Annotated in this window: 18 protein-coding genes; 11 read left to right on the top strand and 7 right to left on the bottom strand. The window is 63.0% G+C overall.

Annotated elements, in window-relative coordinates; genetic code table 11:
- Positions 1-136: 136 nt before the first annotated feature.
- The gene (locus BI49514_RS09975; protein WP_101546403.1) at positions 137-1,408 is read left to right on the top strand and encodes an MFS transporter; all 1,272 of its coding nucleotides are present in this window, start codon (positions 137-139) and stop codon (positions 1,406-1,408) included.
- A gap of 297 nt (positions 1,409-1,705) precedes the next feature.
- On the opposite strand, the gene BI49514_RS09970 is transcribed toward BI49514_RS09975, so the two are convergent.
- Entirely contained in the window at positions 1,706-2,713 is a 1,008-nt protein-coding gene (locus BI49514_RS09970; RefSeq protein ID WP_420836299.1) for a sulfite exporter TauE/SafE family protein, read from the bottom strand.
- A gap of 234 nt (positions 2,714-2,947) precedes the next feature.
- On the opposite strand from BI49514_RS09970, the gene BI49514_RS09965 reads away from it, so the two are divergent.
- From BI49514_RS09965 to BI49514_RS09930, 8 genes are all read left to right on the top strand, one after another.
- On the top strand, positions 2,948-3,787 hold the full coding sequence (locus BI49514_RS09965; protein ID WP_101546401.1) for a sirohydrochlorin chelatase: 840 nt from the start codon (positions 2,948-2,950) through the stop codon (positions 3,785-3,787).
- A 69-nt stretch (positions 3,788-3,856) separates the two neighbouring features.
- On the top strand, positions 3,857-5,584 hold the full coding sequence (locus BI49514_RS09960; protein WP_101546400.1) for a nitrite/sulfite reductase: 1,728 nt from the start codon (positions 3,857-3,859) through the stop codon (positions 5,582-5,584).
- Positions 5,581-6,381 carry a phosphoadenylyl-sulfate reductase gene (locus BI49514_RS09955; RefSeq protein WP_101546399.1) on the top strand — a complete coding sequence of 267 codons (801 nt, stop codon included), beginning with the start codon at positions 5,581-5,583 and terminating at the stop codon, positions 6,379-6,381. Before BI49514_RS09960 ends, BI49514_RS09955 begins: the two co-directional genes overlap by 4 nt.
- Positions 6,378-7,343 carry a sulfate adenylyltransferase subunit CysD gene (gene cysD, locus BI49514_RS09950; RefSeq protein ID WP_101546398.1) on the top strand — a complete coding sequence of 322 codons (966 nt, stop codon included), beginning with the start codon at positions 6,378-6,380 and terminating at the stop codon, positions 7,341-7,343. Before BI49514_RS09955 ends, cysD begins: the two co-directional genes overlap by 4 nt.
- Positions 7,343-8,707: a sulfate adenylyltransferase subunit 1 gene (locus tag BI49514_RS09945; RefSeq protein ID WP_101546397.1), complete on the top strand. Its 1,365-nt coding sequence runs from the start codon at positions 7,343-7,345 to the stop codon at positions 8,705-8,707. The genes cysD and BI49514_RS09945 overlap by 1 nt, the downstream gene beginning before the upstream one ends.
- Positions 8,704-9,513 (top strand): uroporphyrinogen-III C-methyltransferase, encoded by an 810-nt coding sequence (cobA, locus tag BI49514_RS09940; RefSeq protein ID WP_101546396.1) that lies wholly within the window; start codon positions 8,704-8,706, stop codon positions 9,511-9,513. The genes BI49514_RS09945 and cobA overlap by 4 nt, the downstream gene beginning before the upstream one ends.
- A complete protein-coding gene (gene fdxA, locus BI49514_RS09935) occupies positions 9,510-9,836 on the top strand; it encodes a ferredoxin (protein ID WP_101546395.1) in 327 nt (108 codons plus the stop codon). The genes cobA and fdxA overlap by 4 nt, the downstream gene beginning before the upstream one ends.
- A 70-nt stretch (positions 9,837-9,906) precedes the next feature.
- A complete protein-coding gene (locus BI49514_RS09930; RefSeq protein ID WP_101546394.1) occupies positions 9,907-11,316 on the top strand; it encodes an FAD-dependent oxidoreductase in 1,410 nt (469 codons plus the stop codon).
- A 265-nt stretch (positions 11,317-11,581) separates the two neighbouring features.
- Here the strand turns inward: BI49514_RS09930 and BI49514_RS09925 are convergent, their stop codons facing one another.
- From BI49514_RS09925 to wecC, 5 genes are all read right to left on the bottom strand, one after another.
- Positions 11,582-12,538 carry a universal stress protein gene (locus BI49514_RS09925; protein WP_101546393.1) on the bottom strand — a complete coding sequence of 319 codons (957 nt, stop codon included), beginning with the start codon at positions 12,536-12,538 and terminating at the stop codon, positions 11,582-11,584.
- 9 nt (positions 12,539-12,547) lie between these two features.
- Positions 12,548-13,504 carry a universal stress protein gene (locus BI49514_RS09920; protein ID WP_101546448.1) on the bottom strand — a complete coding sequence of 319 codons (957 nt, stop codon included), beginning with the start codon at positions 13,502-13,504 and terminating at the stop codon, positions 12,548-12,550.
- Between the two features lie 127 nt (positions 13,505-13,631).
- Positions 13,632-14,588: a universal stress protein gene (locus BI49514_RS09915; RefSeq protein WP_101546392.1), complete on the bottom strand. Its 957-nt coding sequence runs from the start codon at positions 14,586-14,588 to the stop codon at positions 13,632-13,634.
- A gap of 113 nt (positions 14,589-14,701) precedes the next feature.
- Positions 14,702-16,690 (bottom strand): acetoacetate--CoA ligase, encoded by a 1,989-nt coding sequence (locus tag BI49514_RS09910; RefSeq protein ID WP_101546391.1) that lies wholly within the window; start codon positions 16,688-16,690, stop codon positions 14,702-14,704.
- Between the two features lie 194 nt (positions 16,691-16,884).
- Positions 16,885-18,144: a UDP-N-acetyl-D-mannosamine dehydrogenase gene (gene wecC, locus BI49514_RS09905; protein ID WP_101546390.1), complete on the bottom strand. Its 1,260-nt coding sequence runs from the start codon at positions 18,142-18,144 to the stop codon at positions 16,885-16,887.
- 186 nt (positions 18,145-18,330) lie between these two features.
- On the opposite strand from wecC, the gene wecB reads away from it, so the two are divergent.
- Positions 18,331-19,446, top strand: a complete 1,116-nt coding sequence (wecB, locus tag BI49514_RS09900; protein WP_101546389.1) for a non-hydrolyzing UDP-N-acetylglucosamine 2-epimerase — start codon at positions 18,331-18,333, stop codon at positions 19,444-19,446.
- Here wecB and BI49514_RS09895 read toward each other — a convergent pair.
- Positions 19,434-21,326, bottom strand: coding sequence for a glycosyltransferase family protein (locus tag BI49514_RS09895; RefSeq protein ID WP_244195319.1), 1,893 nt, complete (start codon positions 21,324-21,326; stop codon positions 19,434-19,436). The two genes, wecB and BI49514_RS09895, sit on opposite strands and share 13 nt — an antisense overlap.
- Positions 21,327-21,700: 374 nt before the next feature.
- On the opposite strand from BI49514_RS09895, the gene BI49514_RS09890 reads away from it, so the two are divergent.
- The gene (locus BI49514_RS09890) at positions 21,701-22,567 is read left to right on the top strand and encodes an asparagine synthetase B family protein (protein ID WP_145996205.1); all 867 of its coding nucleotides are present in this window, start codon (positions 21,701-21,703) and stop codon (positions 22,565-22,567) included.
- Positions 22,568-22,654 lie beyond the last annotated feature (87 nt).

Here is a 22,654-nt window from a genome sequence, read left to right as displayed (position 1 = left end):
GAGACTCCAATCCGACCTGTGAATGAGCAACATCCGCCCTGGGTGACGAGCAGCGGTGCCTGCATCCTGCAAGCCCACGATCCATCACCGGCTTCGCCGACCACGGCAGTCGGGCACCTAGAAGAAGAGGCACACGATGACTGAGACACCCGTCGAGTCCCGCGAAGACAAGTCGCGGGCCCGCAAGGCCGTAGTTGCGGCCGGACTGGGCAACGCCCTCGAGTGGTATGACATCATCCTGTTCGGATTCATGGCCACTTCGATCACCGCGGTCTTCTACCCGGGCGAGGGCCTGTCCGCGCAGCTGATGACCTGGGCGACCTTCGCCATCACCTTCGTCGTCCGTCCCCTCGGCGCGATCATCATCGGCCGCTACTCGGACAAGCACGGCCGCAAGTCCGCCCTGTCGCTGACGATCGGTCTGATGACCCTCGGAGTGTTCATCATCGTCATCCTGCCCGGCGATGCGACCATCGGCATCTGGGGCGCGATCGGCCTCATCATCGCCCGCATCATCCAGGGCATCGCCGCCGGCGGCGAATTCGGATCGGCCACAGCCTTCCTCACCGAGAACGCCAAGCGCGGCAAGGCCTACTACGCCTCCTTCCAGACCGCCACCCAGGGCATCTCGATGTTCCTGGCCGCCGGAATCTCGTGGATTCTCAGCTCGGCACTGAGCGAAGAAGCACTCCACTCCTGGGGCTGGCGCGTGGCCTTCGCCCTCGGCCTGCTCCTCGGGCCCGTCGGATGGTACATCCGCTCGAAGATGGACGACACTCCCGAGTTCAAGGCCGCCGAGAAGACCGACAGTCCGCTCCGCGTCCTCCTCGGCGAGAACTTCGGTCGCCTGTTCTCCGCGTTCCTCATCATCGCGATGGCCACGATCTCGGTCTACCTCATCACCTTCCTGCCGCAGTTCGCCGTGACCAACCTCGGCCTCGACGCCTGGGCGGCATTCCCCGGCGCCGTCGTCGCCGGTGTCATCACCCTCATCGGTGCCCCGTTCGCCGGCCGCCTGGCCGACCGAGTGGGCCCGACGACCGTGATGATCCCGACGGCCATCGTCGGTATCATCGTCGCCTGGCCGATGTTCATCCTCCTGACCGCGAACCCCTCCATCGGCGTCCTCACCCTGTGCGAGGCGATCGTCGGTCTGTTCATGGTCTTCTACTTCGGCCCGATGCCGGCCCTGCTGTCCGAACTGTTCCCCGTCAAGGTGCGCAGCTCCGGCATGACCATCGCCTACAGCTTCGGTGTCGCGATCTTCGGCGGCTTCGCCCCGCTCATCCTCACCGCGCTGCTCGGCGCGACCGGTCTGCTGACCGTGCCCGGCTTCTACTACGCGGCCCTGTCGCTGCTGTCCCTCATCGGCGTGATCATGGCTAGGAAGCTCTACAGCCAGCGCTGACCGCACCGCAAAGCCGAACAGACCCGACCCCGCCATTGTGCGGAGTCGGGTCTGTTTGCGTGTTCCCGCCGGCTCGCCCGTTCCTTTCTCAGGAATTCGAGCACGCGACGGGTCTTCCTCGCCTCGTTCAAGTCGGCCCGCGGATTTGGGTGCGTGTGCCTCGCGATAAGCGAGCTTGGCCTTGAACGACGGTATGGGAAAGGGAAGGAACGCCCTCGCCGAGGCGGCCCACCCCAACCGGTGAACCGTCCCATTCGTCGTGCTGACGTCGCAACCGCGGGTTCGAAGTGCGGGCGCTCACCCGCCGACCGGCACCTCGACTCCAGCCTCCTCGGACTTCCGGGCCTTCGCTGCCGCCCGCTCGACCCGCACGACGTGGGCGAGCAGGGCGAACCAGACGAGGGCCAAGCCGCCGAGCGTCAGCCACACAGTCGACGCATCCAGACCGAAAGCGAGCAGGATGGTGCGGACGTTCGTGAGGATGATGATTCCGCCCGCGGCGACCGCAAGCACCTTGGCCGGCAGCAGCTTCACCAGCCATGCGGCGAAGGGTGCGGCGATGACGCCGCCGACGAGCAGCGCCGCTACGATCTGCCACTCGATGCCCTGTGACCCGAGCGCGATGAGGAACCCGAGCGAACCGCCGACGGCTACGACGAACTCGCTCGTATCGATCGACCCGACGACCTTCCGCGGCTCCAAACGTCCTGATGAGAGCAGCGTCGTCGTGCCGACCGGCCCCCAGCCGCCCCCGCCGACCGCGTCGAGCGTCCCGCCGACGAGCCCGATCGGGACGAGCATCTTCGCGCTCGGCCGTGACTTGAACGTCGGACGCGCACCGCCGAGTGCGAGGAACCGCCAGATGACATAGACGCCGAGCGCCAGCAGAATCCCTGAGATCCACGGGGTCGCCGCCTCCCCGTCCAGGTTGGCGAGGAGCGTCGACCCTGCGATCGCCCCGACGAACCCGGGACCGGCGAGAATCGCGACGGTCCGCCAGTCGACATTGCCGAACTTGTGGTGCGAGATCCCCGACACCAACGTCGTCCCCAACTCGGAGAAGTGCACCGCCGCCGAGGCAGCCGCCGGCGCCGTACCCGCCGCCAGCAGCAGCGTGGTTGAAGTGACCCCATAGGCCATGCCCAGGGAGCCGTCGATGAGCTGAGCGACGAGGCCGACTATTCCCAGGATGATGAGCTGACGCATGTGCTTGCCTTTCGTGGATGACGCGCAGGAGGTGGGGGCGCAGACGGTGAGGACCTCGACGAAGCGGACGGGGTCAGAACCGCAGAAGTGCGTTGACAACACACACTAGCGAAACTGTTGAGCAGAAAGGAGAATCGGCCACAATCCTACGAACTCGGTCGCCAGATGTCGAAAGATGACGTCGAATGTCGATATTTCGCTGATTACAAGCCTGTATGCAGGGTTGAGGGGGATGGGTTACGCTGTGGCAATGCATTCAAGAGTGACGAAAGCTGCTCGCCCCGACCGCTCAGTCGTTGAGCAATCAACAGATTCGGCTCACGGACGGGCGCTGTGACGGGGCTGCCGTCGGTGGGGCTGATCTCCCACGGAACCTCATCGCCCATCGGCCAGGTCCTCATCGAGGTGCTAGCGGCCGAGGTCGCCACGGACCTGCGCATTCGCGGGATCGCCGACGAAGTCATGCTCGGGCACGTGGACGTCCAAGAACCCGACGTCGACGAGGTGATCTCCCGACTGCCCGCCGACCGTCCGGTGATCCTCGTGCCGCTTCTGCTCTCGCCGGGGTATCACGTCCATGTCGACCTCGCCGAGGCGGCCGGCCGTGCCGCTGAATCGGGCCGTGACGTTCGACGAACCCCCACGCTCGGGCCCGATCCGAGGCTCGCAGAGATCCTCGCTGATCGACTTCCGCCCTTGAGGAGCAGCGACGACGTCATCCTCGCCGCTGCCGGTTCGAGCGACGAGCGTGCGAACGAGTCCTGCCGGGAGATGGGCAGGATGCTGGCCGCAGAACTCAAGCGCCCCGTCGAGGTCGGCTTCCTCGCCGGTGCCGGAGTGCCGTTGAAAGATCTCGTCGGACAGAGCCGCAGCCGCGGTGCCCGACCCGTGCTGGCGAACTACCTGCTGGCCCCAGGGTTCTTCGACGAGCTTGCCCGCAAGCTCGTCGACGGCAGCATCGACTCGAACGGCCTCCTCGCCCCGCCGCTGCTCACCGGAGGCGGCATCACGTCCACCGTTCCGCCGAAACTCGTCGAAATCGTCCGCGACCGAGTCCGCGGCCAACCCCACGCGCCCGCCCCGCAGCGGCTCAACGTTCAGCCGCACTCACCTGACCGCCCCATGGCAGACCGTGACGCCATATGTCACTCCATGACACAAACCCTCCGATGAGTTGTTGAGCAATTCGGCATTCATGTACCGTGATTCATCACTGGTTCCCCTCAGCGTTTGGAGACAGCAATGTCCACTCAGGTGGAAGAGAACAAGGAAACGGCAGGTAAACAAGCCGCAAAGCGGCCCGCCCGCCCGAAGAAGTCCAATGGGCAGTGGAAGATCGACGGCCATGAACCGTTGAACAAAAACGAGATCGACAAAGCCGAAGACAACGGCCTCAACGTTCGTGCCCGCATTGAGACCATCTACGCCAAACGCGGATTCTCGTCGATCGACTCCGACGACCTGCACGGCCGCTTCCGCTGGTGGGGTCTGTACACGCAGCGCAAACCCGGAATCGACGGCGGTCGCACCGCGAAGCTCGAGCCGCATGAGCTCGAAGACGAATACTTCATGCTCCGCATCCGCATCGACGGCGGCAAGCTCACCACCGAGCAGCTGCGCACGATCGCGGACATCTCCACCGAATTCGCCCGCGACAGCGCCGACCTCACCGACCGCCAGAACATCCAGCTGCACTGGATCGAGATCGAGAACGTCCCCGAGATCTGGCGCCGCCTCGAAGCCGTCGGCCTGCAGACGACCGAAGCCTGCGGCGACGTCCCCCGCGTCATCCTCGGCTCACCCGTCGCCGGCATCGCCGCCGATGAACTCATCGACCCGACCCCGGCGATCGAAGAGATCTCCCGCCGCTACATCGGCGACCAGAGCCTGTCGAACCTGCCGCGCAAATACAAGACCGCGATCACCGGCCACCCCAGCCAGGACGTCGTCCACGAGATCAACGACTGCTCCTTCGTCGCCGTCGAACACCCCGAACACGGCATCGGCTACGACCTGTGGGTCGGCGGCGCCCTGTCCGTCGTCCCCCGCTTCGCCGAACGCCTCGGCGCCTGGGTCGCCCCCGACCAGGTCGTCGAGACTTGGCTGGGCGTGACCTCGATCTTCCGCGACTACGGCTTCCGCCGCCTGCGCAACAAGGCCCGCCTGAAGTTCCTGCTCGCCGACTGGGGTCCGGAGAAGTTCCGCGAAGTCCTCGAAACCGAATACCTCGGATACAAGCTCGCCGACGGGCCGGCACCGGCCAAGCCGATCACCGCCGGCGACCACGTCGGCGTGCACAAGCAGACCGACGGCCGCTACTACATCGGGGTCAGCCCCGTCGTCGGTCGCGTCTCGGGCACCCTGCTCGGCCAACTCGTCGACCTCGCTGAGAAGTACGGCTCCACTCGGCTGCGCACCACCCCGCACCAGAAGGTGCTGCTGCTCGACATCGACGAAGCCGATGTCGATGAAGTCGTCGCCAACCTCGATGCGCTTGGCCTGTCGAGCCGCAAGGACCTCTTCCGGCGCTCGACGATCGCGTGCACCGGCATCGAATACTGCAAACTCGCCATCGTCGAGACCAAGCAGACCGCAGCCGACACCATCACGAAGCTCGAGGAGCGCCTCGCCGACATCGAGGAGCTGCCCCACCCGATCAGCTTCCACCTCAACGGCTGCCCGAACTCCTGCGCCCGCATCCAGACCGCCGACATCGGTCTCAAAGGCCAGATCGTCACCACCGACGAAGGCGAACAGGTCCCCGGATTCCAGGTCCACGTCGGTGGAGGCCTGGCCTCGAAGGACCGCGACGAGGCTGGCCTCGGCCGCACCGTCCGCGGACTCAAGGTCACCGCCGAGAACCTCACCGAATACGTCGAAACCCTCGTCCGCCGCTTCCTCGCCGGACGCGGGGAGACCGAAACATTCTCCGAATGGGCCAACCGCGTCGACGAAGAGGAGCTGAAATGAGCACCACGAACCCGACCCCGACTGCATCCCCCAACCCGGCAGCAACAACTCAGACACCGACGCGGCCCCGCCCCGAACCGCGTCCCGTCGAAGAGCTCAAGGCCCTCGCCGAGGCGGGTGCCCGTGAACTCGCCGGTGACCCGGCGGGCGGTGTTCCCGAGGCCAACCCCGCCGACGTCATCCGCTGGGTCTCCCGGAACTTCGACACCGCGGCCTGCGCCGTGGCCTGCTCGATGGCCGACGCCGCCCTGCCGCACTACGTCGCCCAGTACCAGCCCGGCGTCGACGTCCTCTTCCTCGACACCGGCTACCACTTCCGCGAGACCTACGACACCCGCAACGAGGTGGCCCGCCGTGTCGACGTCCACATCGTCGACGTCCTCCCGGAGCAGACCGTGGGGGAGCAGGACGCCGAATTCGGCAAGGACCTCTTCGCCCGCGACCCCGGCCTGTGCTGCGCCCGCCGCAAGGTCGCACCGCTGAAGAAATCGCTGAACGGCTACGAACTCTGGTTCACCGGAGTCCGCCGCGACGAGGCCCCGACCCGGACGAACACGCCGCTGATCACCTTCGATGAGAAGAACGGCCTCGTCAAGGTCAACCCCCTGGCCGCATGGACCTTCGACGACCTACTCGACTACTCGCGCGCCTTCGACGTCCCGGTCAACCCGCTGCTGTCGCAGGGATACCCGTCGATCGGCTGCCAGCCCTGCACTCGCCCCGTCGCCGAAGGGGAAGACCCCCGCGCCGGCCGTTGGGCCGGATCGACCAAAACAGAATGCGGACTCCACACATGAGCATCGACACCCAGTACAACCACGACACCCACACCACCACCGAGACGGCACCCACCCACAACCCGGGCGCGAGCCTGTCCACCCTCGACGTCCTCGAATCCGAAGCGATCCACATCATCCGTGAGGTCGCCGCCGAATTCGAACGCCCCGTGCTGCTCTTCTCCGGCGGCAAGGACTCCGTGACCGTCCTCCACCTCGCCGCGAAGGCGTTCTGGCCGGCGAAGATCCCGTTCGGACTCCTCCACGTCGACACCGGACACAACTTCGACGAGATCATCCGCTTCCGCGACGAGACCGCAGAGAAGTACGGCCTCGACCTCACGGTGGCGAAGGTCCAGGACTACATCGACGACGGTCGCCTGCGCGAACGCCCCGACGGCACCCGGAACACCCTGCAGACCCAGCCGCTGCTCGATGCCATCACCGGCGGGAAGTTCGACGCCGTCTTCGGCGGCGCCCGCCGCGACGAGGACAAGGCCCGCGCGAAGGAGCGGATTCTGTCCCTGCGCGACGAATTCGGCGGTTGGAACCCCAGCAGCCAGCGCCCCGAACTGTGGAACCTCTTCAATGGCCGCCACCTGCCCGGCGAACACGTCCGCGTGTTCCCGATCTCGAACTTCACCGAACTCGACGTGTGGAGCTACATCGCCCGCGAAGGCATCGAACTGCCCGAGCTCTACTTCGCCCACGAACGCGAAGTCTTCCAACGCGACGGCATGTGGTGGGCTACCGGCGAATTCTCCACCCCACGCGACGGCGAGACCGTCACGACCAAGAAGGTCCGCTACCGCACCGTCGGAGACATGAGCTGCACCGGAGCCGTCGAATCGAGCGCCGATGACCTCGAGTCGATCCTCGCCGAGGTGGCCGCCACCACTGTGACCGAGCGCGGAGCCACTCGCGCCGACGACCGGATCTCGGCCGCGGCGATGGAAGACCGCAAGAAGGACGGGTACTTCTGATGACGACCACAACCGCCACCGAGGCGACGCCGACGTTGGACACGACGACGAAGACTCTGTTGCGCTTCGCCACTGCCGGATCCGTCGACGACGGCAAATCGACACTCGTCGGCCGACTCCTCCACGATGCGAAGGCGATCCTCGCCGACCAGCTCGCCGCCGTGACCGCGACGAGTCGGGAGCGCGGATTCCTCGGCGGAGAGTTCGACTTCGCTCTGCTCACCGACGGTCTGCGGGCCGAACGCGAACAAGGCATCACCATCGACGTCGCCTACCGGTACTTCGCCACCGACCGTCGCTCGTTCATCCTCGCCGACTGCCCCGGACACGTGCAGTACACGCGCAACATGGTCACAGGCGCCTCGACCGCCGATGCCGTCGTCGTTCTCATCGACGCCCGCACCGGTGCCACCGAGCAGACCCGCCGGCACCTCACCGTCGTCTCCCGACTGGGCATCCGCCACGTCATCATCGCCGTCAACAAGATCGACCTCGTCGACTTCGACCAGGCGAGGATCGAGACGGTCGAGAACGACATCAAGACCCTCGCCGCCGAGATCGGACTCGAGACCCCGCACCTCATTCCGATCTCTGCGCTGGCCGGGGACAATATCGCCGCCACCTCGGACAACACACCCTGGTACACGGGTCCGGCGCTGCTCGAACTCCTTGAGACCCTGCCGAGTGCGGACGAAGACACCGCCGACCTCGAGGCCTTCCGCCTCGACGTGCAGACCGTGCTCCGTCCGCAAGGGGGACTGGCACCGGGACTCGACCCCGAGGAATTCCGGGACTACCGGGCCGTGGCCGGACAGATCACGGCCGGGCGGGTCAGCCTCGGCGATGAAATCGAGATCCACCCTGCCGGGCTGACAACGACGGTGACCGGCATCGATACCGCCAGTGGTCCCCTTGAGACCGCGAGAGCGCCGCTGTCGGTGGCGCTGCGGTTGGCCGATGACGTCGATACCGCTCGTGGCAGCGTCATCGCCGCGGCCGGCACCCTGCCCACTCCGCGCCGGGAACTGCGCGCCGAGGTGTTCCCGTTCACGGCCGAGGGCCTGCGCACGGGGGATCGGGTGCTCATCAAGACGGGGACGACGACCGTGAAAGGGATCGTCACCATCGAGGCCAAACGCAACCTCGAGACCTCCGGGCTGGAGGCCGCCGAGGTGCTCGCCGGCAACGACATCGGCCTGGCCCGGGTGAAGCTGTCCGCCGAGCTGCCGGTCCCGGACTTCCGCGACCACGGCACGGCCGGAGCCTTCGTCGTCATCGACCCGCAGACGGGCAACACCCTCGCCGCGGGAATCCACACCCCCGAGGCGGCCCACTCCGCCGAATCCATCGAGGACCAGCCATGACACTCTTCCTCCCACAGCAGCCCGGCACGGTGCTGCTCGTCGGTGCCGGACCGGGCGATCTCGGACTGCTCACCGTCACCGGTCTGCGCGCATTGGAACGCGCCGATGTCATCGTGGCCGACCGCCTCGGTGCCAGATCGGTCATCGATCAGCTCGAAACCGAACGTGGTGCACCTCTGGATGCGCAGATCATCGACGTCGGCAAGCAGCCGGGGCACCATCCGGTGCCGCAGAGCGGGATCAACGACATCCTCATCACACAGGCGAAGATGGGCCACCGGGTCGTCCGTCTCAAAGGCGGGGACCCGTTCGTCCTCGGACGTGGGGGAGAGGAGGTCATCGCCTGCCGGGCCGCCGGAGTCGATGTCCGCGTCGTTCCCGGGGTGACCAGTGCGAACTCCGTGCCCGCAGTCGCCGGAATCCCGCTCACCCACCGAGGCGTCGCCACCTCGTACACGGTCGTGACCGGTCACGACCAGCTGTCCGAGATCGGCGGGGGACGCGATCACACCGTCGTCGTGCTCATGGGAGTGGGCACGCTCATCAACTCGGCGATGGTGCTCGCCCGCTCCGGGCGCGGTGACGATTGCCCGGTCGCGATCGTCGAAGACGGATTCGGTGAGAACCAGCGGGTGACCATCGGAACCCTGGGCGACATCGCCTTCCGCGCGGCTCGCCGAGGCGTCCGGTCACCGGCCGTGATCGTCGCCGGCGATGTCGTGACCTTGAGTCCGTATGCCGATGGCGCCTTCGCCGAGGCGGCCCACCGTGACCCTGCGACCATCGATCTCGTGAGGACCCCATGACCTATATCATCGCCCAGCCGTGCGTGGACGTGAAGGACCGAGCCTGCATCGAGGAATGCCCGGTCGACTGCATCTACGAAGGCACCCGTTCCCTCTATATCCACCCCGACGAATGCGTCGACTGCGGGGCGTGCGAACCCGTGTGCCCGGTCGAGGCGATCTTCTACGAAGACGATGTGCCCGATGAGTGGGAGGCCTACTACAAGGCGAACGTCGAATTCTTCGACGACATCGGCTCCCCGGGTGGTGCGGCCGCCCACGGGGTCGTCGACAAGGATCACCCCTTCATCGCAGCTCTGCCGCCTCAGAACGCCGACGACTGAACACCCCGCGACTGACTTCTCAATGACGACGAGCGACGCTTCGCTCACCTCCGACTGATCAAGGAAACCCATGCCTACTATTCCCTTCAGAGTGGCCATCATCGGTGCCGGCCCCGCCGGTATCTACGCCGCCGACCTGCTGACCAAGGCCGAACATGACCTGGAACTGAGCATCGACCTGTTCGAACGCCTGCCCTCTCCCTTCGGGCTCGTCCGCTACGGGGTCGCCCCCGATCATCCGCGGATCAAGGGCATCATCAATGCGCTCATCAAGGTCCTCGACCGCGGTGACATCCGCCTGTTCGGCAACGTCGAATACGGGGTCGACATCAACCTCGGCGAGCTCACCGACCGCTACGATGCCGTGATCTTCTCCACCGGCTGCTTCGTCGACGCACCGCTGTCGCTGCCCGGCATCGATCTGCCCGGTTCCTATGGGGCTGCCGACTTCGTCAACTGGTACGACGCCCACCCGGATGTGGCCCAGACCTGGCCGCTGGATGCGGAGAAGGTCGCGGTGCTCGGCAACGGCAACGTCGCCCTCGACGTGGCTCGGGTGCTCGCGAAGCAGGCCGACGACCTGCACACGACGGAGATCCCCGATCACGTCTATGAGGGGCTGAAGTCCTCGAAGGTCACCGATGTCCACGTGTTCGGCAGGCGCGGTCCTGCGCAGGCGAAGTTCACTCCGCTCGAGCTGCGTGAACTCGGTCAGGTCGAAGACGTCGACATCATCGTCTATCCCGAGGACTATGAGTTCGATCAGGGGTCGCTCGAGGCCATCGAGTCGAGCAACCAGGTCAAGCAGGTGACGAAGACGCTCACGGACTTTGCGATGCGGGAGGAGACCGGAGCGAAGCGGCGGCTGCACCTGCACTTCCTCCACGCACCGGTGGCCATCCTCGGTGAGGATCGGGTGACCGGTCTGCGCACGGAACGTCAGGAACTCGACGGGACCGGTGGCGTCAACGGCACCGGGGACTTCCACGACTGGGACATCGATGCCGTGTACCGGGCCGTCGGCTATGCGGGTACGCAGTTGCCGCAGCTGCCGTTCGATGAGGCCAAGAAAGTCATCACGAATCACGAAGGACGCGTCGTCGACGCCGAAGATCAGGGCCAGGCTGCCGAGGCGGACGTCATCCCCGGCGTGTACACGACCGGATGGGTCAAGCGCGGCCCCGTCGGGCTCATCGGTCACACGAAGGGTGATGCGCTCGAGACGATCGGGCATATTCTCGACGACCAGGCCGCCGGTGCGCTCACCGAACCCCTCTACCCGGAGGAGTCTTCGATCGTCGAGCTGCTCGAGTCGAAGGGCGTCGACTTCACCGATTGGGAGGGCTATCACCGGCTCGAGGCCGCGGAGAAGGCCCTCGGTGAGGCCGAGGGACGTGAGCGCGTGAAGATCGCGACCCGTGAGGCCATGCTCGCCGAGGCGCGCGCCCACTTGACCGCGGACGCGAACGCCGGGAGCTGAGGCCCCGGCTGGTTCAGACGAGGCCAGCGCCGAGGATTGGGAGGGGCGTCCGTTCTGGTTCGGCGGCCGCGTCGTTCAACGACGAGTCAGGTTATCGATGCGAGGCAGTATCGAAAACCTGATTCGTCGTTGAACGAGTTCTACAGCCCGCCCGCTGCTTTCCAGAAAGAGCGAGCGGAGCAGATCTTCAGCAGTCCCCAACACCATTGTCGATGCCAAATGGGGCCGGATCCTCATCCTCGCCTGACCGGGAATAACGGTGGGACTACTGTGCCGCCCTCTCGGTCGGCACTACCATGACCGGCCCCCGCGCGCGATTAAGCAGCTCGCGGCTGACCGAGCCGAGCAGTGTGCTTTTCATCGTGCCATGGCCGCGAGTGCCGACCACCGTCAGCTGTGCAGCACGGGTCCTCGCTTCGAGAAGATCGCCCGGGGCGCCGAGTTCGACGTCGGCCGTGATCTCGAGGCGCGATTGACGTTGACGCAGCCAGGCGATCTCCTTCTCCACCGATGCCCGCAGATTGCTCTGGCGGCGCTCAGTGAGGGTCTCGAACTCCTCGAGTTCCGGGTACCAGTACTTCCACTCCCTCAGCAGCGGCATCGCTGTGAGGACCTGCAGCGGAGCCGCGAAAAGCTCCGCCTGCCGTGCTGCGAGGAGCAGCACAATGCGACTGCGTTCGGACAGGTCGATTCCAGCGACCACCGGTCCGGTGTCTCGAGCGTGGGCGAAGAGTTCAGGGCCCTGCCCGGCTTCCGGCTGATAGTCCTTCGGGACGACCACAGTGGGGCACTGCGACCGGGCGGGAAGCGCCGCGGCGACCGAACCGAGGAGCTGGCCGATGAAGCCGCCGCGACCGTGGGAGCCGACTACGACCGTCTGCGCACGCCCACTGAGTTCGGTGAGAACTCCGGTCGGGCTGCCTTCTGCCGACGAGAAGGTGACCTTTCCCGGGTAGTCGCGCAGATACTTTCGGGCATCATCCAGGACCTTTTCGGCACGATCCCGTTCGGAGCGGGCTTCAGGCGTGACCAGAATTGCCGGCTCACCGGTGTACATCATCGGAGGAAGCCGATAGACGGCCACGACCGTGAGAGCCGTGTTGCTGCTCAGCGCATTGACTGCGGCGAAATGCAACGCGAGCCTGGCATGAGCCGAGCCGTCGACGCCGACCAGGACACCGAGGTCGCGGCCGGAGGAAGCGAAAGGAACTCGATCGTTCATGACCAGAACTTAAGGCTGTGATCGGGGAGGAACGATCATCACCGGGCCCTGAGCCCTGTTGAGCACACCGCGAGAGACGGAACCGAGCAGCGCGCTTCGCACCGCACCGCGACCTCTGCTGCCGACCACGGTCAGCTGCGCTGTCGTGGTCCGGTCAGTGATGGCGTCGATCGCCTGGCCGCTTTCGACATCGATGGAGATCTCCAGATTCGGGTGATCTTCGAAAAGCCACGAGTGGTCGGCTCTGATCGTCTTCTCGAGATCGCTCCTGCGCCTCAGGCTCGATTCGTTCTGGAGCTGAACGTCGGGATACCAGTACAGCCATTCCTCCGCCAGCGGCATGATCATGAGGATGCTGAGAGGGGCGGACGTCTTCTCTGCCACCTGCGCCGCCTGCGTGAGGACCTCGGCGCTCTGCGCCGAACCATCAATCGCGGCGACGATCGGACCGCCCGGCTTCTGCTCGGCGAATTTCTCGTTCTTCGCGTCTGCTTCCGTGGAGTCGGTTCCGGGGAGCACGATCGTGGGGCAGTGGGCGTGAGCAGGAAGCGCCGCGGCGACCGAACCGAGAAGCTGCCCGATGAAGCCACCACGTCCGCGAGCCCCGACAACGACCAGTTGCGCTTGTTCGGAGAGGTCGGCGAGGGTGCCGGTGGGGTTGCCCTCGGCGACGGCGAGGATGAGGTCGCCTGTGTAGTCGTCAAGATACTTCTCGGCCACATCGAGGGTGGCTTCGGCGTTCTTGCGTCGTGCGCGATCCTCCGGCTCTGAGGGCAGAGAGGCCATATTGGGGTAGATCGGGACCGGGACCGCATAGGCGGTGACGACGGTCAGAGTCGTTTTCCGGCGAAGTGCTTCGCTCGCGCCGAACTGCAGAGCCGATCTGGCGTGGTCAGAGCCGTCGAATCCGACCAGAACTCCAAGATCACGGGTGCGCATATCGGCGGCTGTTACGTCCTCGTACATCATGAACCTCCTGCCGGGGTTGCTCAGATCCCGAGCGACGGCGATAACCCCGGAGCGAAAGCACCGTCGTCCGGCTCCAACATACCAAGTATTTCTACATTATGAAGAAAAGACGGCATCGACCGCCTTATTGCGCGGTCGCGTTCGGGACGATCAGCACGGGTGACTTCGCCTGGTTGAGCACACTCCGGCTGACCGACCCCAGAAGCAGGCTGGCAACCCCTCCTCGACCGCGGGTGCCCAGTACGACGAGTGCTGCTGTGCGTGTTGCTTCAATCAGTGTGGCCGCTGCCGAGCCCTCTGCCAGCTCGAGGCGTACTGCCAGTCCTTCGTGATGCTCCTTGACGGCGCTCACCAACTTTTCGAGATGGTGTGCGTATGCACGATCAGTCGGAGCAGAGTCCTCGGCACCAGCCCCACGCGAGGCTCCCGCATCAGCGGGGACGGCTGATACGAAAGCGAGCCGACGGCCGCTCAATTCTGCAGCACGTGCCGCAACCTCTGCGACCGGAAGAGCAGACGAACCCATGTCGACTCCAGCGACGACTTCGTCTTCGAAACTCAACCAATTGTGCTGGCCCTCCGATGCGGATCCACCAAGGTTCTCCCGTGCTGGCACATCGTCGCCGAGGTCTGAGTCCTGGAATGGCACCACCAGTACGGGGCAATGCGAACGCGCAACGAATGCACCCGACACTGTGCCCAGCAGTCGGCTCGCCAGCCGGTTGCGGCCGCGTTTGCCGACGACTGCCAAACGCGAGTAGCGGCTGGCTTCGGCGAGGACTTCTCCCGCGTCCCCCTCGATGGCTTGGGCAGATGCCTCGACGCCTGCGCTCCGTGCCTGCGCGGCAAATTCTTCGAGCAGTTCCTGCGTCGAATTCCCGATGTTGCGGTGGTGATCGTCGGAGATCGTCGGGGCGTGCCGGCGTGGGATCACCGGGACACTGTAGGCACCGACGACCCGGATCGAACAGTTGTGCTCCTGTGCGACGGTGACGGCAGCCGTGAACGCTTGGCGGCTGTTGTCCGATCCGTCCACTCCGATCAAAATATCCGCCGGTGGGAGGGTGAAGAGAGCAGTCATAGCCTCACCGTACGCGAAATGCCCGGTTCCGGAGAGAGCTGCCTCGCCGAGGCAGCTCCCCGGCCAGCCCGGCACTCAGCCCAGGTCTGCCCTCGACTTGGTTGCGCCAGGACTCAGTCGCCGGTGCCCCCACCATTCGCGAACCGCACAAAGTACTCCAGCGCCTCGAACGAATCCACAGCATCCGGATTCGCCACACGATCCAGATCATGCCCTTGAATGAGCCGCTTCACGGGAACCTCGAGTTTCTTTCCGGTCTTCGTGTGCGGAATGGCCGGAACCGCGATGATGTCATCGGGCACATGCCTCGGTGACGCCTTGGAACGCAGCTCCCCAGCGATCCGGTCCCGCAAAGCAGAATCAAGAGACACTCCCGATGCCAACACCACGAACAACGGCATCCAGTACCCGCCGTCGGGCTGCTCGGCACCGATGACCAGGGACTCGGCCACCTCGGGGATGCCATCGACGACGTCGTAGATGTCGGCACTGCCCAGGCGCACGCCCTGCCGATTGAGGGTGGCGTCCGAGCGGCCGGAGATGATAACGCTGCCGTGGTCGGTGATGGTGATCCAGTCGCCGTGGCGCCAAACTCCGGGGAACATCGAGAAGTACGTGTCGCGGTAGCGCTCACCGTCGGGATCGTTCCAGAACTTCACCGGCATCGACGGCATCGGGGCGGTGATGACCATCTCCCCGACCTCGCCAACCAAAGGCTGCCCCGAGTCATCCCAGGACTCCAACGCCACACCGAGCACCGGCCGCGATAGCTCGCCAGCCCAGATCGGACAATTCGGCGCGGACCCGGCGAATCCGCTGACCACGTCCGTGCCGCCGCTCGTCGAGGCCAGCTGCACGCGCTCGCCGACAGCATCGCGCACCCATGGAAAGCAGTTGGCAGGCACCGGGGCACCGGTGGCACCGATCGTCCGCAGCGCGGTCAGGTCGAACTCCTTACCGGGTTCAATTCCGGCCTTCATCCCGGCCAGGAAGATTCCAGGACTGACACCGAGCACGTTCGCCTTTGTGTCCGCGGCGATCTCCCACAGCCGGCCCGGCCCCGGATAGAGGGGGCTGCCGTCGAAGCACACCGTGGTCGCACCGCCCACCAGCCCCGAGGCGACGAGGTTCCACATCATCCAGTTCGTGTTCGTGTACCAGAAGAACCGGTCACCCGGCCGGATGTCGAGGTGGAGACCCAGCAGGCGCAGGTGATCGATGACGACCCCTCCGTGACTGTGCACGATCCCCTTGGGAATCCCCGTCGTGCCCGAGGAATACAGCACCCACAGCGGGGTATCGAAATCGACGCGCGCGAACTCGGGTTCGACATTCCCGGAAGCGACATCGGCCCAGGTAGTGAGGTTCGTGATCTGCCCGTGTTCATCGATGAATTCGTCGCCGAGGTTGCCCACCCCGACCACGGCCCGCAGGCTCGGCATCCGGTTGGCCAGATCCGCGACCTGGTCGCGGCGGTCGAAAGCCTGCCCGTTCCACAGGTATCCGTCGGCGGCGAAGAGGACTTTCGGCTCGAGCTGGCCGAGTTTCGTCCCGGCACCTTCGGCCGCGTAGTCCTGGGCGCAGGCGGACCAGATGGCTCCGACGGAAGCGGTCGCGAGGAACGCGATGAGGGTGTGGTGGGTATTCGGCAGGTATCCGACGACACGGTCGCCTTGTTCGACTCCTTGCTCACGCAGCCAGGCGGCGACGGATCCGACTTGGCGACGCAGCTCGCGCCAGGTGGTCTCAAGGTGCTCGCCGGATTCTTTGATGGTGATGATGGCTGGTTCGTCGGCGAGTTTGTAGTCGAGGCCGAACCTCAGAGCGTGTTCGGCGTAGTTCACCCGAGTGCCGGGGAACCAATCGGCACCGGGCATAGACCGGTCGGCGAGAACTTCGGTAAAGGGCTCGTCGGCAATGACGTCGAAGAAGTCCCAGACCGCGCCCCAGAACCCGTCGAGGTCGCTGACCGACCAGTTCCACAGATCGTCATAGGTGGCCAAGCTTTGGCCGGTGCGCTGATTCGCGAAGTCGATGAAGTCGGCGATCTGCGGTCGTGGGGTCTGTTCAGGGTCGGGAAGCCAGATCGGTTCAGCAGTCAATTCTTCTCCTCAGCACAGCGGTGTACAGCAACGGGCGAGGTCTTCACCAGGCGGAATGAGGGGAACTCATGCCGCAGTGGAGACTCTCAACCAACCATACGCCGCCGCCTGTGCCGTCCGACTTTGGTGCCCGAAATGCGACTGCGCCGCTGAGAATCCTCAGCGGCGCAGTCGAAATATCGATCAGTGCAGGCTCAGCCCCAGACACCTCGGGTGTCGTGGACGATCTTCTGCGCGAGCAGCGAGGCATCCAGATTGATGAACTCATTGTGATCGACCAGCAGGAGGACGATATCAGCCTGTTCAATCGCGGCTGCGGTCTCGGTCAGAGTCACGTTTTCCTGCGCCGCGAGTTCTGCAGGAAGCTCCTCGATGTTCGGCTCGACAGCGAGAATCGTCGCTGCAGGAAGCTCCTCTGCCAGGCGACCGACGATCTGACGAGCTGGGCTTTCTCGCAGGTCATCGATATTCGGCTTGAACGCCAGTCCGAGAGTAGCGATCTTCACTTCATTGATGCGCTTCGCCTGGGGGATGAGCTTGTCGAGAACGAACCCGGGTTTGGAATCGTTGACTTCGCGAGCAGTCTTGATGAGCGACGACTGTTCCGGAGCTGTTGCGACGATGAACCACGGGTCCACGGCGATGCAGTGACCGCCGACGCCGGGGCCCGGCTGCAGAATGTTGACACGAGGGTGGTGATTGGCCAGCTCGATGAGTTCCCAGACATTGATGTCGAGTCCGTCGGCGATCATGGACAGTTCATTTGCGAAGGCGATGTTGACGTCGCGGTAGGCGTTCTCGGTCAGCTTAGATAGCTCTGCCGTCCGAGCATCGGTCATGAGGAACTCGCCCTCACTGAAGAGTTGGTAAAGGTCGCGGGCACGCTCGCCGGCATTGCCGTTGAGGGTGCCGACGATCCGGTCATTCGTGCGCAACTCGATCATGATTCGGCCGGGCAGAACACGTTCGGGGCAGTGAGCGAAGTAGACCGACTTTGCCGTGTCTTCTTCGAGAGTCAGATCCGGGCGCTGAGAAAGGATCGTCTCAGCCAGGAATTTGGTCGCTCCCGGAGGCGCCGTCGATTCGAGGATGACGAGCTCATTCCCTACGAGGAGCGGTGCGATCTGCTTACCAGCGGTCTCGATGTAGGACAGGTCCGGCTTATGACCGTCCTTAAATGGAGTCGGTACGGCGACAATGTAGTTGTCGGCATGAGGGGTCTCAGTCGTGGCCTTGAGGTAGCCCTGAGAGACGACGCCAGCCACAGTAGTTGACATGTCCGGCTCGACGAAGGGGATGTTGCCTTCGTTGATGGTAGCTACAGCATCGGCATTGATATCGACACCGATGACGTTTGCACCCGAACTTGCCAGCACCGCGGCAGTCGGTAAGCCTATGTACCCTAGCCCGATTACCGCTACAGATGGGCGCTGACCAGTAGGACTAGGGGGCATTGCCGAAACTCCGAACTCTTAGGGACTATAAGTGAAATAGTAGTGAGTCATTTTGGTTTCAGGAAACGTGTCTGACTTGCGAAACTGCGGACTTTGGCTTCGCTGGTGTTAAATTTGCCTGGTCATCTAGCTTGCGTGTAGGAGTCATTTTTGAGCAATTCCAGTGAGACGTCGGCCCGTTCAGTGATGGTAATCTACGGCACGCGTCCTGAAGCTATAAAAGTTGCTCCCGTGATCAAGGCTCTTGAAAACGATACCAAACTGCGGCCAATCGTCGTTGTCACCGCACAACATCGGGAAATGCTTGATCAGGTGAACGAAGTCTTCGACATCGCGCCTGACGTCGACCTCAACCTCATGGCACATGGCCAGACGCTCAACGCGATCGCCGGCAACGTTATCACCAAGATCGACATGGTCCTCGAAAAGCACCGTCCTGATGCCATTCTCGTCCAGGGGGACACGACGACAGTGATGGGCGCTGCGATCGCCGCGTTCAACAGAGAGATCCCGGTCGTTCACCTCGAGGCCGGACTGCGCAGCGGCGACATCAATTCTCCGTTCCCCGAAGAGGCTAACCGCAAGATCGTCTCTCAGATAGCCCGTGTCCACCTAGCACCGACGATGATCTCGCGATCGAATCTACTGGCTGACGGCGTTCCCGACGAGAATATCCACGTAATCGGCAACACTGTCATCGATGCTCTTCATTGGGCCGTCGAAAGACCGTCAAAGAATTCCATCCCAGGGCTTGCCGATTTCGAGAAGGACGAACGCCGAGTCTTGTTGGTCACGGCCCACCGCCGTGAGAACCTCGGTGAGAACATGGTCAACATCGGCAAAGCGATGCGTCACCTGGCACTTAAATACCCGGATCTCCTCATCGTGTGGCCTGCTCATAAGAACCCGAAGGTTCGGGCATCTATTGCTCCGCAGATCGAAGATCTTGACAACGTCGTGCCCATTGAGCCTGTTGACTACGGAGAGTTCTCACATCTCATTGCGAAGTCCGATATTGTGCTCACCGACTCGGGCGGTATTCAGGAGGAAGCGCCGAGCCTGGGCAAGCCCGTTCTTGTCCTGCGAGAGAATACGGAACGGCCCGAAGCGGTCGACGCTGGCACTGTGAAGCTCATCGGCACGGACATGGAGAGGATCATCGCGGAGGTTTCTCGGCTGCTTGACGACAAAAAGGCCTACCGTGAAATGGCGAACGCTGCGAACCCCTATGGCGATGGGCACTCCGCTGGGAGAAGCGTCGACATCATGAACGAGCTGCTTTCGACTACTCAGAAGCAGTAGTGTTCGGCCGCGAACCCGTATGAGTGGACGTCGCTGTTAGCGAGAAGTAGATCGTCATCAACTGACCACGTGTGAGCGTGATCTCCGCGGACCTGAACGAAATTGAACCGATCCGCCGAGTAAATGCTAGCGTCAGCCTCTACGAGGCGGCGCTGGAGATCAGTGTCCTCGCCGAGTGTTCGGTGGGCAAATGGGAACTGTTCGAACAGCTTGCGGCTGCCGATCAGCGTCGGTCCCATGACCAAATCCGTGAATCTGTGCTCGCGTTCTGGGAATCTGCACATGACGATATTGCGCCCACGCAGATGAAGATAGTGGGCTTGTTTTCCGACAAGATCGGCATTCGAGTACCTTAGTGCGGCCAACTGGTCGGAGAGGTAGTGCTCACCATAGATGTCATCATCGTCCATTTTCGCGATCACATCTCCGCTGCTTGCAGCGACGCCGGCGTTCAGGCACTCACCGAGGGTTCGGTCTCCAGGGACGTGAACGACCACGAAATTGTCGATTCCGGCGTCCTTCGCGCGGCCGGCGAAGTCAGGTGGCACCTCGAACCCGTGAGTGACGAGCACTAATTGGCGATCGTTGTGGAGCTGTTTGGCATGAGTTGCGATGACACTATCGAGATGGTCCGGACGATTAGTCGAAACCACGGCGGAAATGGATTGCGGAAACGGATTTTCGTAGGTGATGTCGAGGCTGTCCATGACAGTCATCGCCCGTTGACTGTAGGTGTGTTCGCGCCAAATCCGTCGCTGAGCTTTGTGCACAGTCCGCTCACGAAGTTCCCGGCTGCGGACGGATGCGCGCAGAATGAGCTCAGCATCGTGTCTGCTCTCGGGCTGTGGCAACTCGTCACGCGGGAAGAATTCACATGTCGCTGCACTGGGAGTAGTTACGACAGGCGTTCCGGCTGCAATGATCTCGAAGATTCTGCGCGCGCACATGCTTGGTGAATCGACGACAGAATTCACATTGAGGAACACCTTGTAGTACTTGTAGGCGGTGAGCAGATTGCGGTAGGGGAGGGAACCGATGACGTGTTCGGCGAGCTTGCCCGGAAACTGGTATCGGTCATCATCGCCGAGGAAACGCGAGAAGATCTCGAGACCGTATTCCATCCGTCCTGACGCATCGGCCGCAGCCCCCAGAAGCATATCCATCTGCTCTCGCCGTTCGGGAAATTTGTGTGCGAAGTACATTCCTGCGAATGCGATGTCCCGAACTGCGAAGTTCTGAGCCGGGCGGGCTGGCGAGTGAATGGCAGGCTGTGCGGCAAAAGGCAAGGCGGCCACTCTGTTATGGCCGAGTTCGGTTTGATACCGCTCTAGAAGCCTGGAATCGCTTGTGAATACGACATCGCAGAGTTTCGCCAAAGGAAGGAAGTCGTCAAAATGAGGTGGATCCTCCTTATTCCAGAATACGACACGAATACCGCGAGCTCGGCAGGCTGAAAGAAGAGCGATGGTGTCATCTTTCGGACCAGAGTCGCCCGTCAACTGATACTTCCATTCACCAGCGTTGCCGTTCCAAGCTGACTCTAGAAAAACGAAGTCGACATCATCCAACTGTTGTCGCCATGTTCGGCGGCTCAGGGGAATGAGATTCCATTCATAGCCGAAGCACTCCATTGAAAATTCATCAAGGATTACACCTACGCTCAGATTGGAAAAGACTGAGTCTCGTTCGGCAGCAGGAAGCGGTGGGAAGATCTCTGCGAGGTCGACACTTTGCAAGGAAGAGGTGGAAATCGTCGTAGGAGCCTCGGCAACTCTCTGTGAGACACGACGGCGTTTATACCAGGTATTGACTTGCGAAAGGCCGCCATTACGCAGATGCCAGATTGCGGTCCTGAGGGTTCGAAGTTGCGAAGATGTCAAACTCGGATCCCTTGTCCCCTCCCCAGCTGAATCCCGATAAAGGCTCGCCGGGCCAGTATTGCGATGGCGTTGGTCTGCCCTGAAAGGGCCGATAACTATGATACAGCGGTAGGGTCCCCCAGCTGCCCGTACGGAGATTGAAAGTGCCGAAGTATCCGTGAAAACTTCTTCGAGCCCCCAATGTTGCTTCAGCGAATATCGTCGAGATTCCCCTCATCAGTTTTTCTGCCGCCATTATCTTTTGCTATGGCATGAGGAGAGGCGGTGGACCCTACCTAATAATTGGACCTGTGTTCCTGCAGCGAATCTAGGAGTTTGTTCTGGGACTGTAGGTTGCACGGACTTTGAGCCGCCAGCTGGTTATCATAGTTGTTATGCAGTTGGACGACGAGCCCGACTATCCCAGGGGCTTCCTGCTTGCAACTTCGGCAGTGACACCACCGGATTCTTTCGAACCTGGCCCGGCCCTACCCAACTTTTGGATACACCCGTGGACCTCAGTTGGCATTGCGCAGGAAGGCACGCTGCTCGTGGCTGTCATTGGTATTTGTGTCCCGACTTTTGAGTCACCCGTGGAGCGCGCCCCGGAAAATCTACTTGGGCGATTACAGCAAAATGAGGAATCGCTCCTCGCCGCTCTGTCCGACTTCGCCGGCAGATATGCTGTGATTTTCGGAAGCGTCGGTCATCTGAAGATTGTCAACGATGCGACCTCGATGCGATCGGTTTTCTACGCTCCGGAACAAGGGATTGTCGCTTCACATGCACTACTGGTCGAAGAGTCACTGGGGGAGCAGATCGTAAGCTCGAAGCTCCCAGTACACCACGGTTTTCCGGGGAACCGGACTCCATTCGCCCGAACGAAAGTATTGACCCCCAATACCTATCTGGACCTCGCGCGATCCTGCGTAGTCCGATTCTGGCCGTTCAGATCAGTGCCTGAGGTAGACGTCGAGGGCGCCGCTGCACAGCTGATTGAACAGGTGACACGGGCGATCCGAGTAGCAGCGCAAGGGCACAATCTGCGATTGGCGCTGACCGCGGGACTTGACTCCCGTGTGTTGCTGGCGATGGTCCTCCACGCCGGAGTGACTTTTGAGTCATACACCTATGGGACAAAGAGAGATACTGCGGTGGACCGTGCGTTCGCCCTTGATCTTGCGAAGCAGGCAGGCGTTCCACACACTTTGATTCCAAATCCCGGGACTGCTGAAGGTTTGGTTGACTTCACGACTGGATAAATTCCAGGAAGGATAGAAGTCATGCCAAAGATCTACACCGATGAGTTCAAGCAATCAGCGCTCGAGCTCTTGGACGATGGAATGACC

It is taken from the genome of Brevibacterium iodinum ATCC 49514 (assembly GCF_900169265.1).
GTDB lineage: Bacteria > Actinomycetota > Actinomycetes > Actinomycetales > Brevibacteriaceae > Brevibacterium > Brevibacterium iodinum.
This window is presented reverse-complemented; position numbering and strand designations above follow the sequence as displayed.

Excerpts from the sequence above, each read along its gene's own strand:
- BI49514_RS09975 (WP_101546403.1), top strand. The coding sequence starts at position 137 with ATGACTGAGACACCCGTCGAGTCCCGCGAAGACAAGTCGCGGGCCCGC.
- BI49514_RS09960 (WP_101546400.1), top strand. The coding sequence starts at position 3,857 with ATGTCCACTCAGGTGGAAGAGAACAAGGAAACGGCAGGTAAACAAGCC.
- BI49514_RS09955 (WP_101546399.1), top strand. The coding sequence starts at position 5,581 with ATGAGCACCACGAACCCGACCCCGACTGCATCCCCCAACCCGGCAGCA.
- cysD (WP_101546398.1), top strand. The coding sequence starts at position 6,378 with ATGAGCATCGACACCCAGTACAACCACGACACCCACACCACCACCGAG.
- BI49514_RS09945 (WP_101546397.1), top strand. The coding sequence starts at position 7,343 with ATGACGACCACAACCGCCACCGAGGCGACGCCGACGTTGGACACGACG.
- cobA (WP_101546396.1), top strand. The coding sequence starts at position 8,704 with ATGACACTCTTCCTCCCACAGCAGCCCGGCACGGTGCTGCTCGTCGGT.
- fdxA (WP_101546395.1), top strand. The coding sequence starts at position 9,510 with ATGACCTATATCATCGCCCAGCCGTGCGTGGACGTGAAGGACCGAGCC.
- BI49514_RS09930 (WP_101546394.1), top strand. The coding sequence starts at position 9,907 with ATGCCTACTATTCCCTTCAGAGTGGCCATCATCGGTGCCGGCCCCGCC.
- BI49514_RS09925 (WP_101546393.1), bottom strand. The coding sequence starts at position 12,538 with ATGAACGATCGAGTTCCTTTCGCTTCCTCCGGCCGCGACCTCGGTGTC.
- BI49514_RS09920 (WP_101546448.1), bottom strand. The coding sequence starts at position 13,504 with ATGTACGAGGACGTAACAGCCGCCGATATGCGCACCCGTGATCTTGGA.
- BI49514_RS09915 (WP_101546392.1), bottom strand. The coding sequence starts at position 14,588 with ATGACTGCTCTCTTCACCCTCCCACCGGCGGATATTTTGATCGGAGTG.
- wecC (WP_101546390.1), bottom strand. The coding sequence starts at position 18,144 with ATGCCCCCTAGTCCTACTGGTCAGCGCCCATCTGTAGCGGTAATCGGG.
- wecB (WP_101546389.1), top strand. The coding sequence starts at position 18,331 with ATGGTAATCTACGGCACGCGTCCTGAAGCTATAAAAGTTGCTCCCGTG.
- BI49514_RS09890 (WP_145996205.1), top strand. The coding sequence starts at position 21,701 with ATGCAGTTGGACGACGAGCCCGACTATCCCAGGGGCTTCCTGCTTGCA.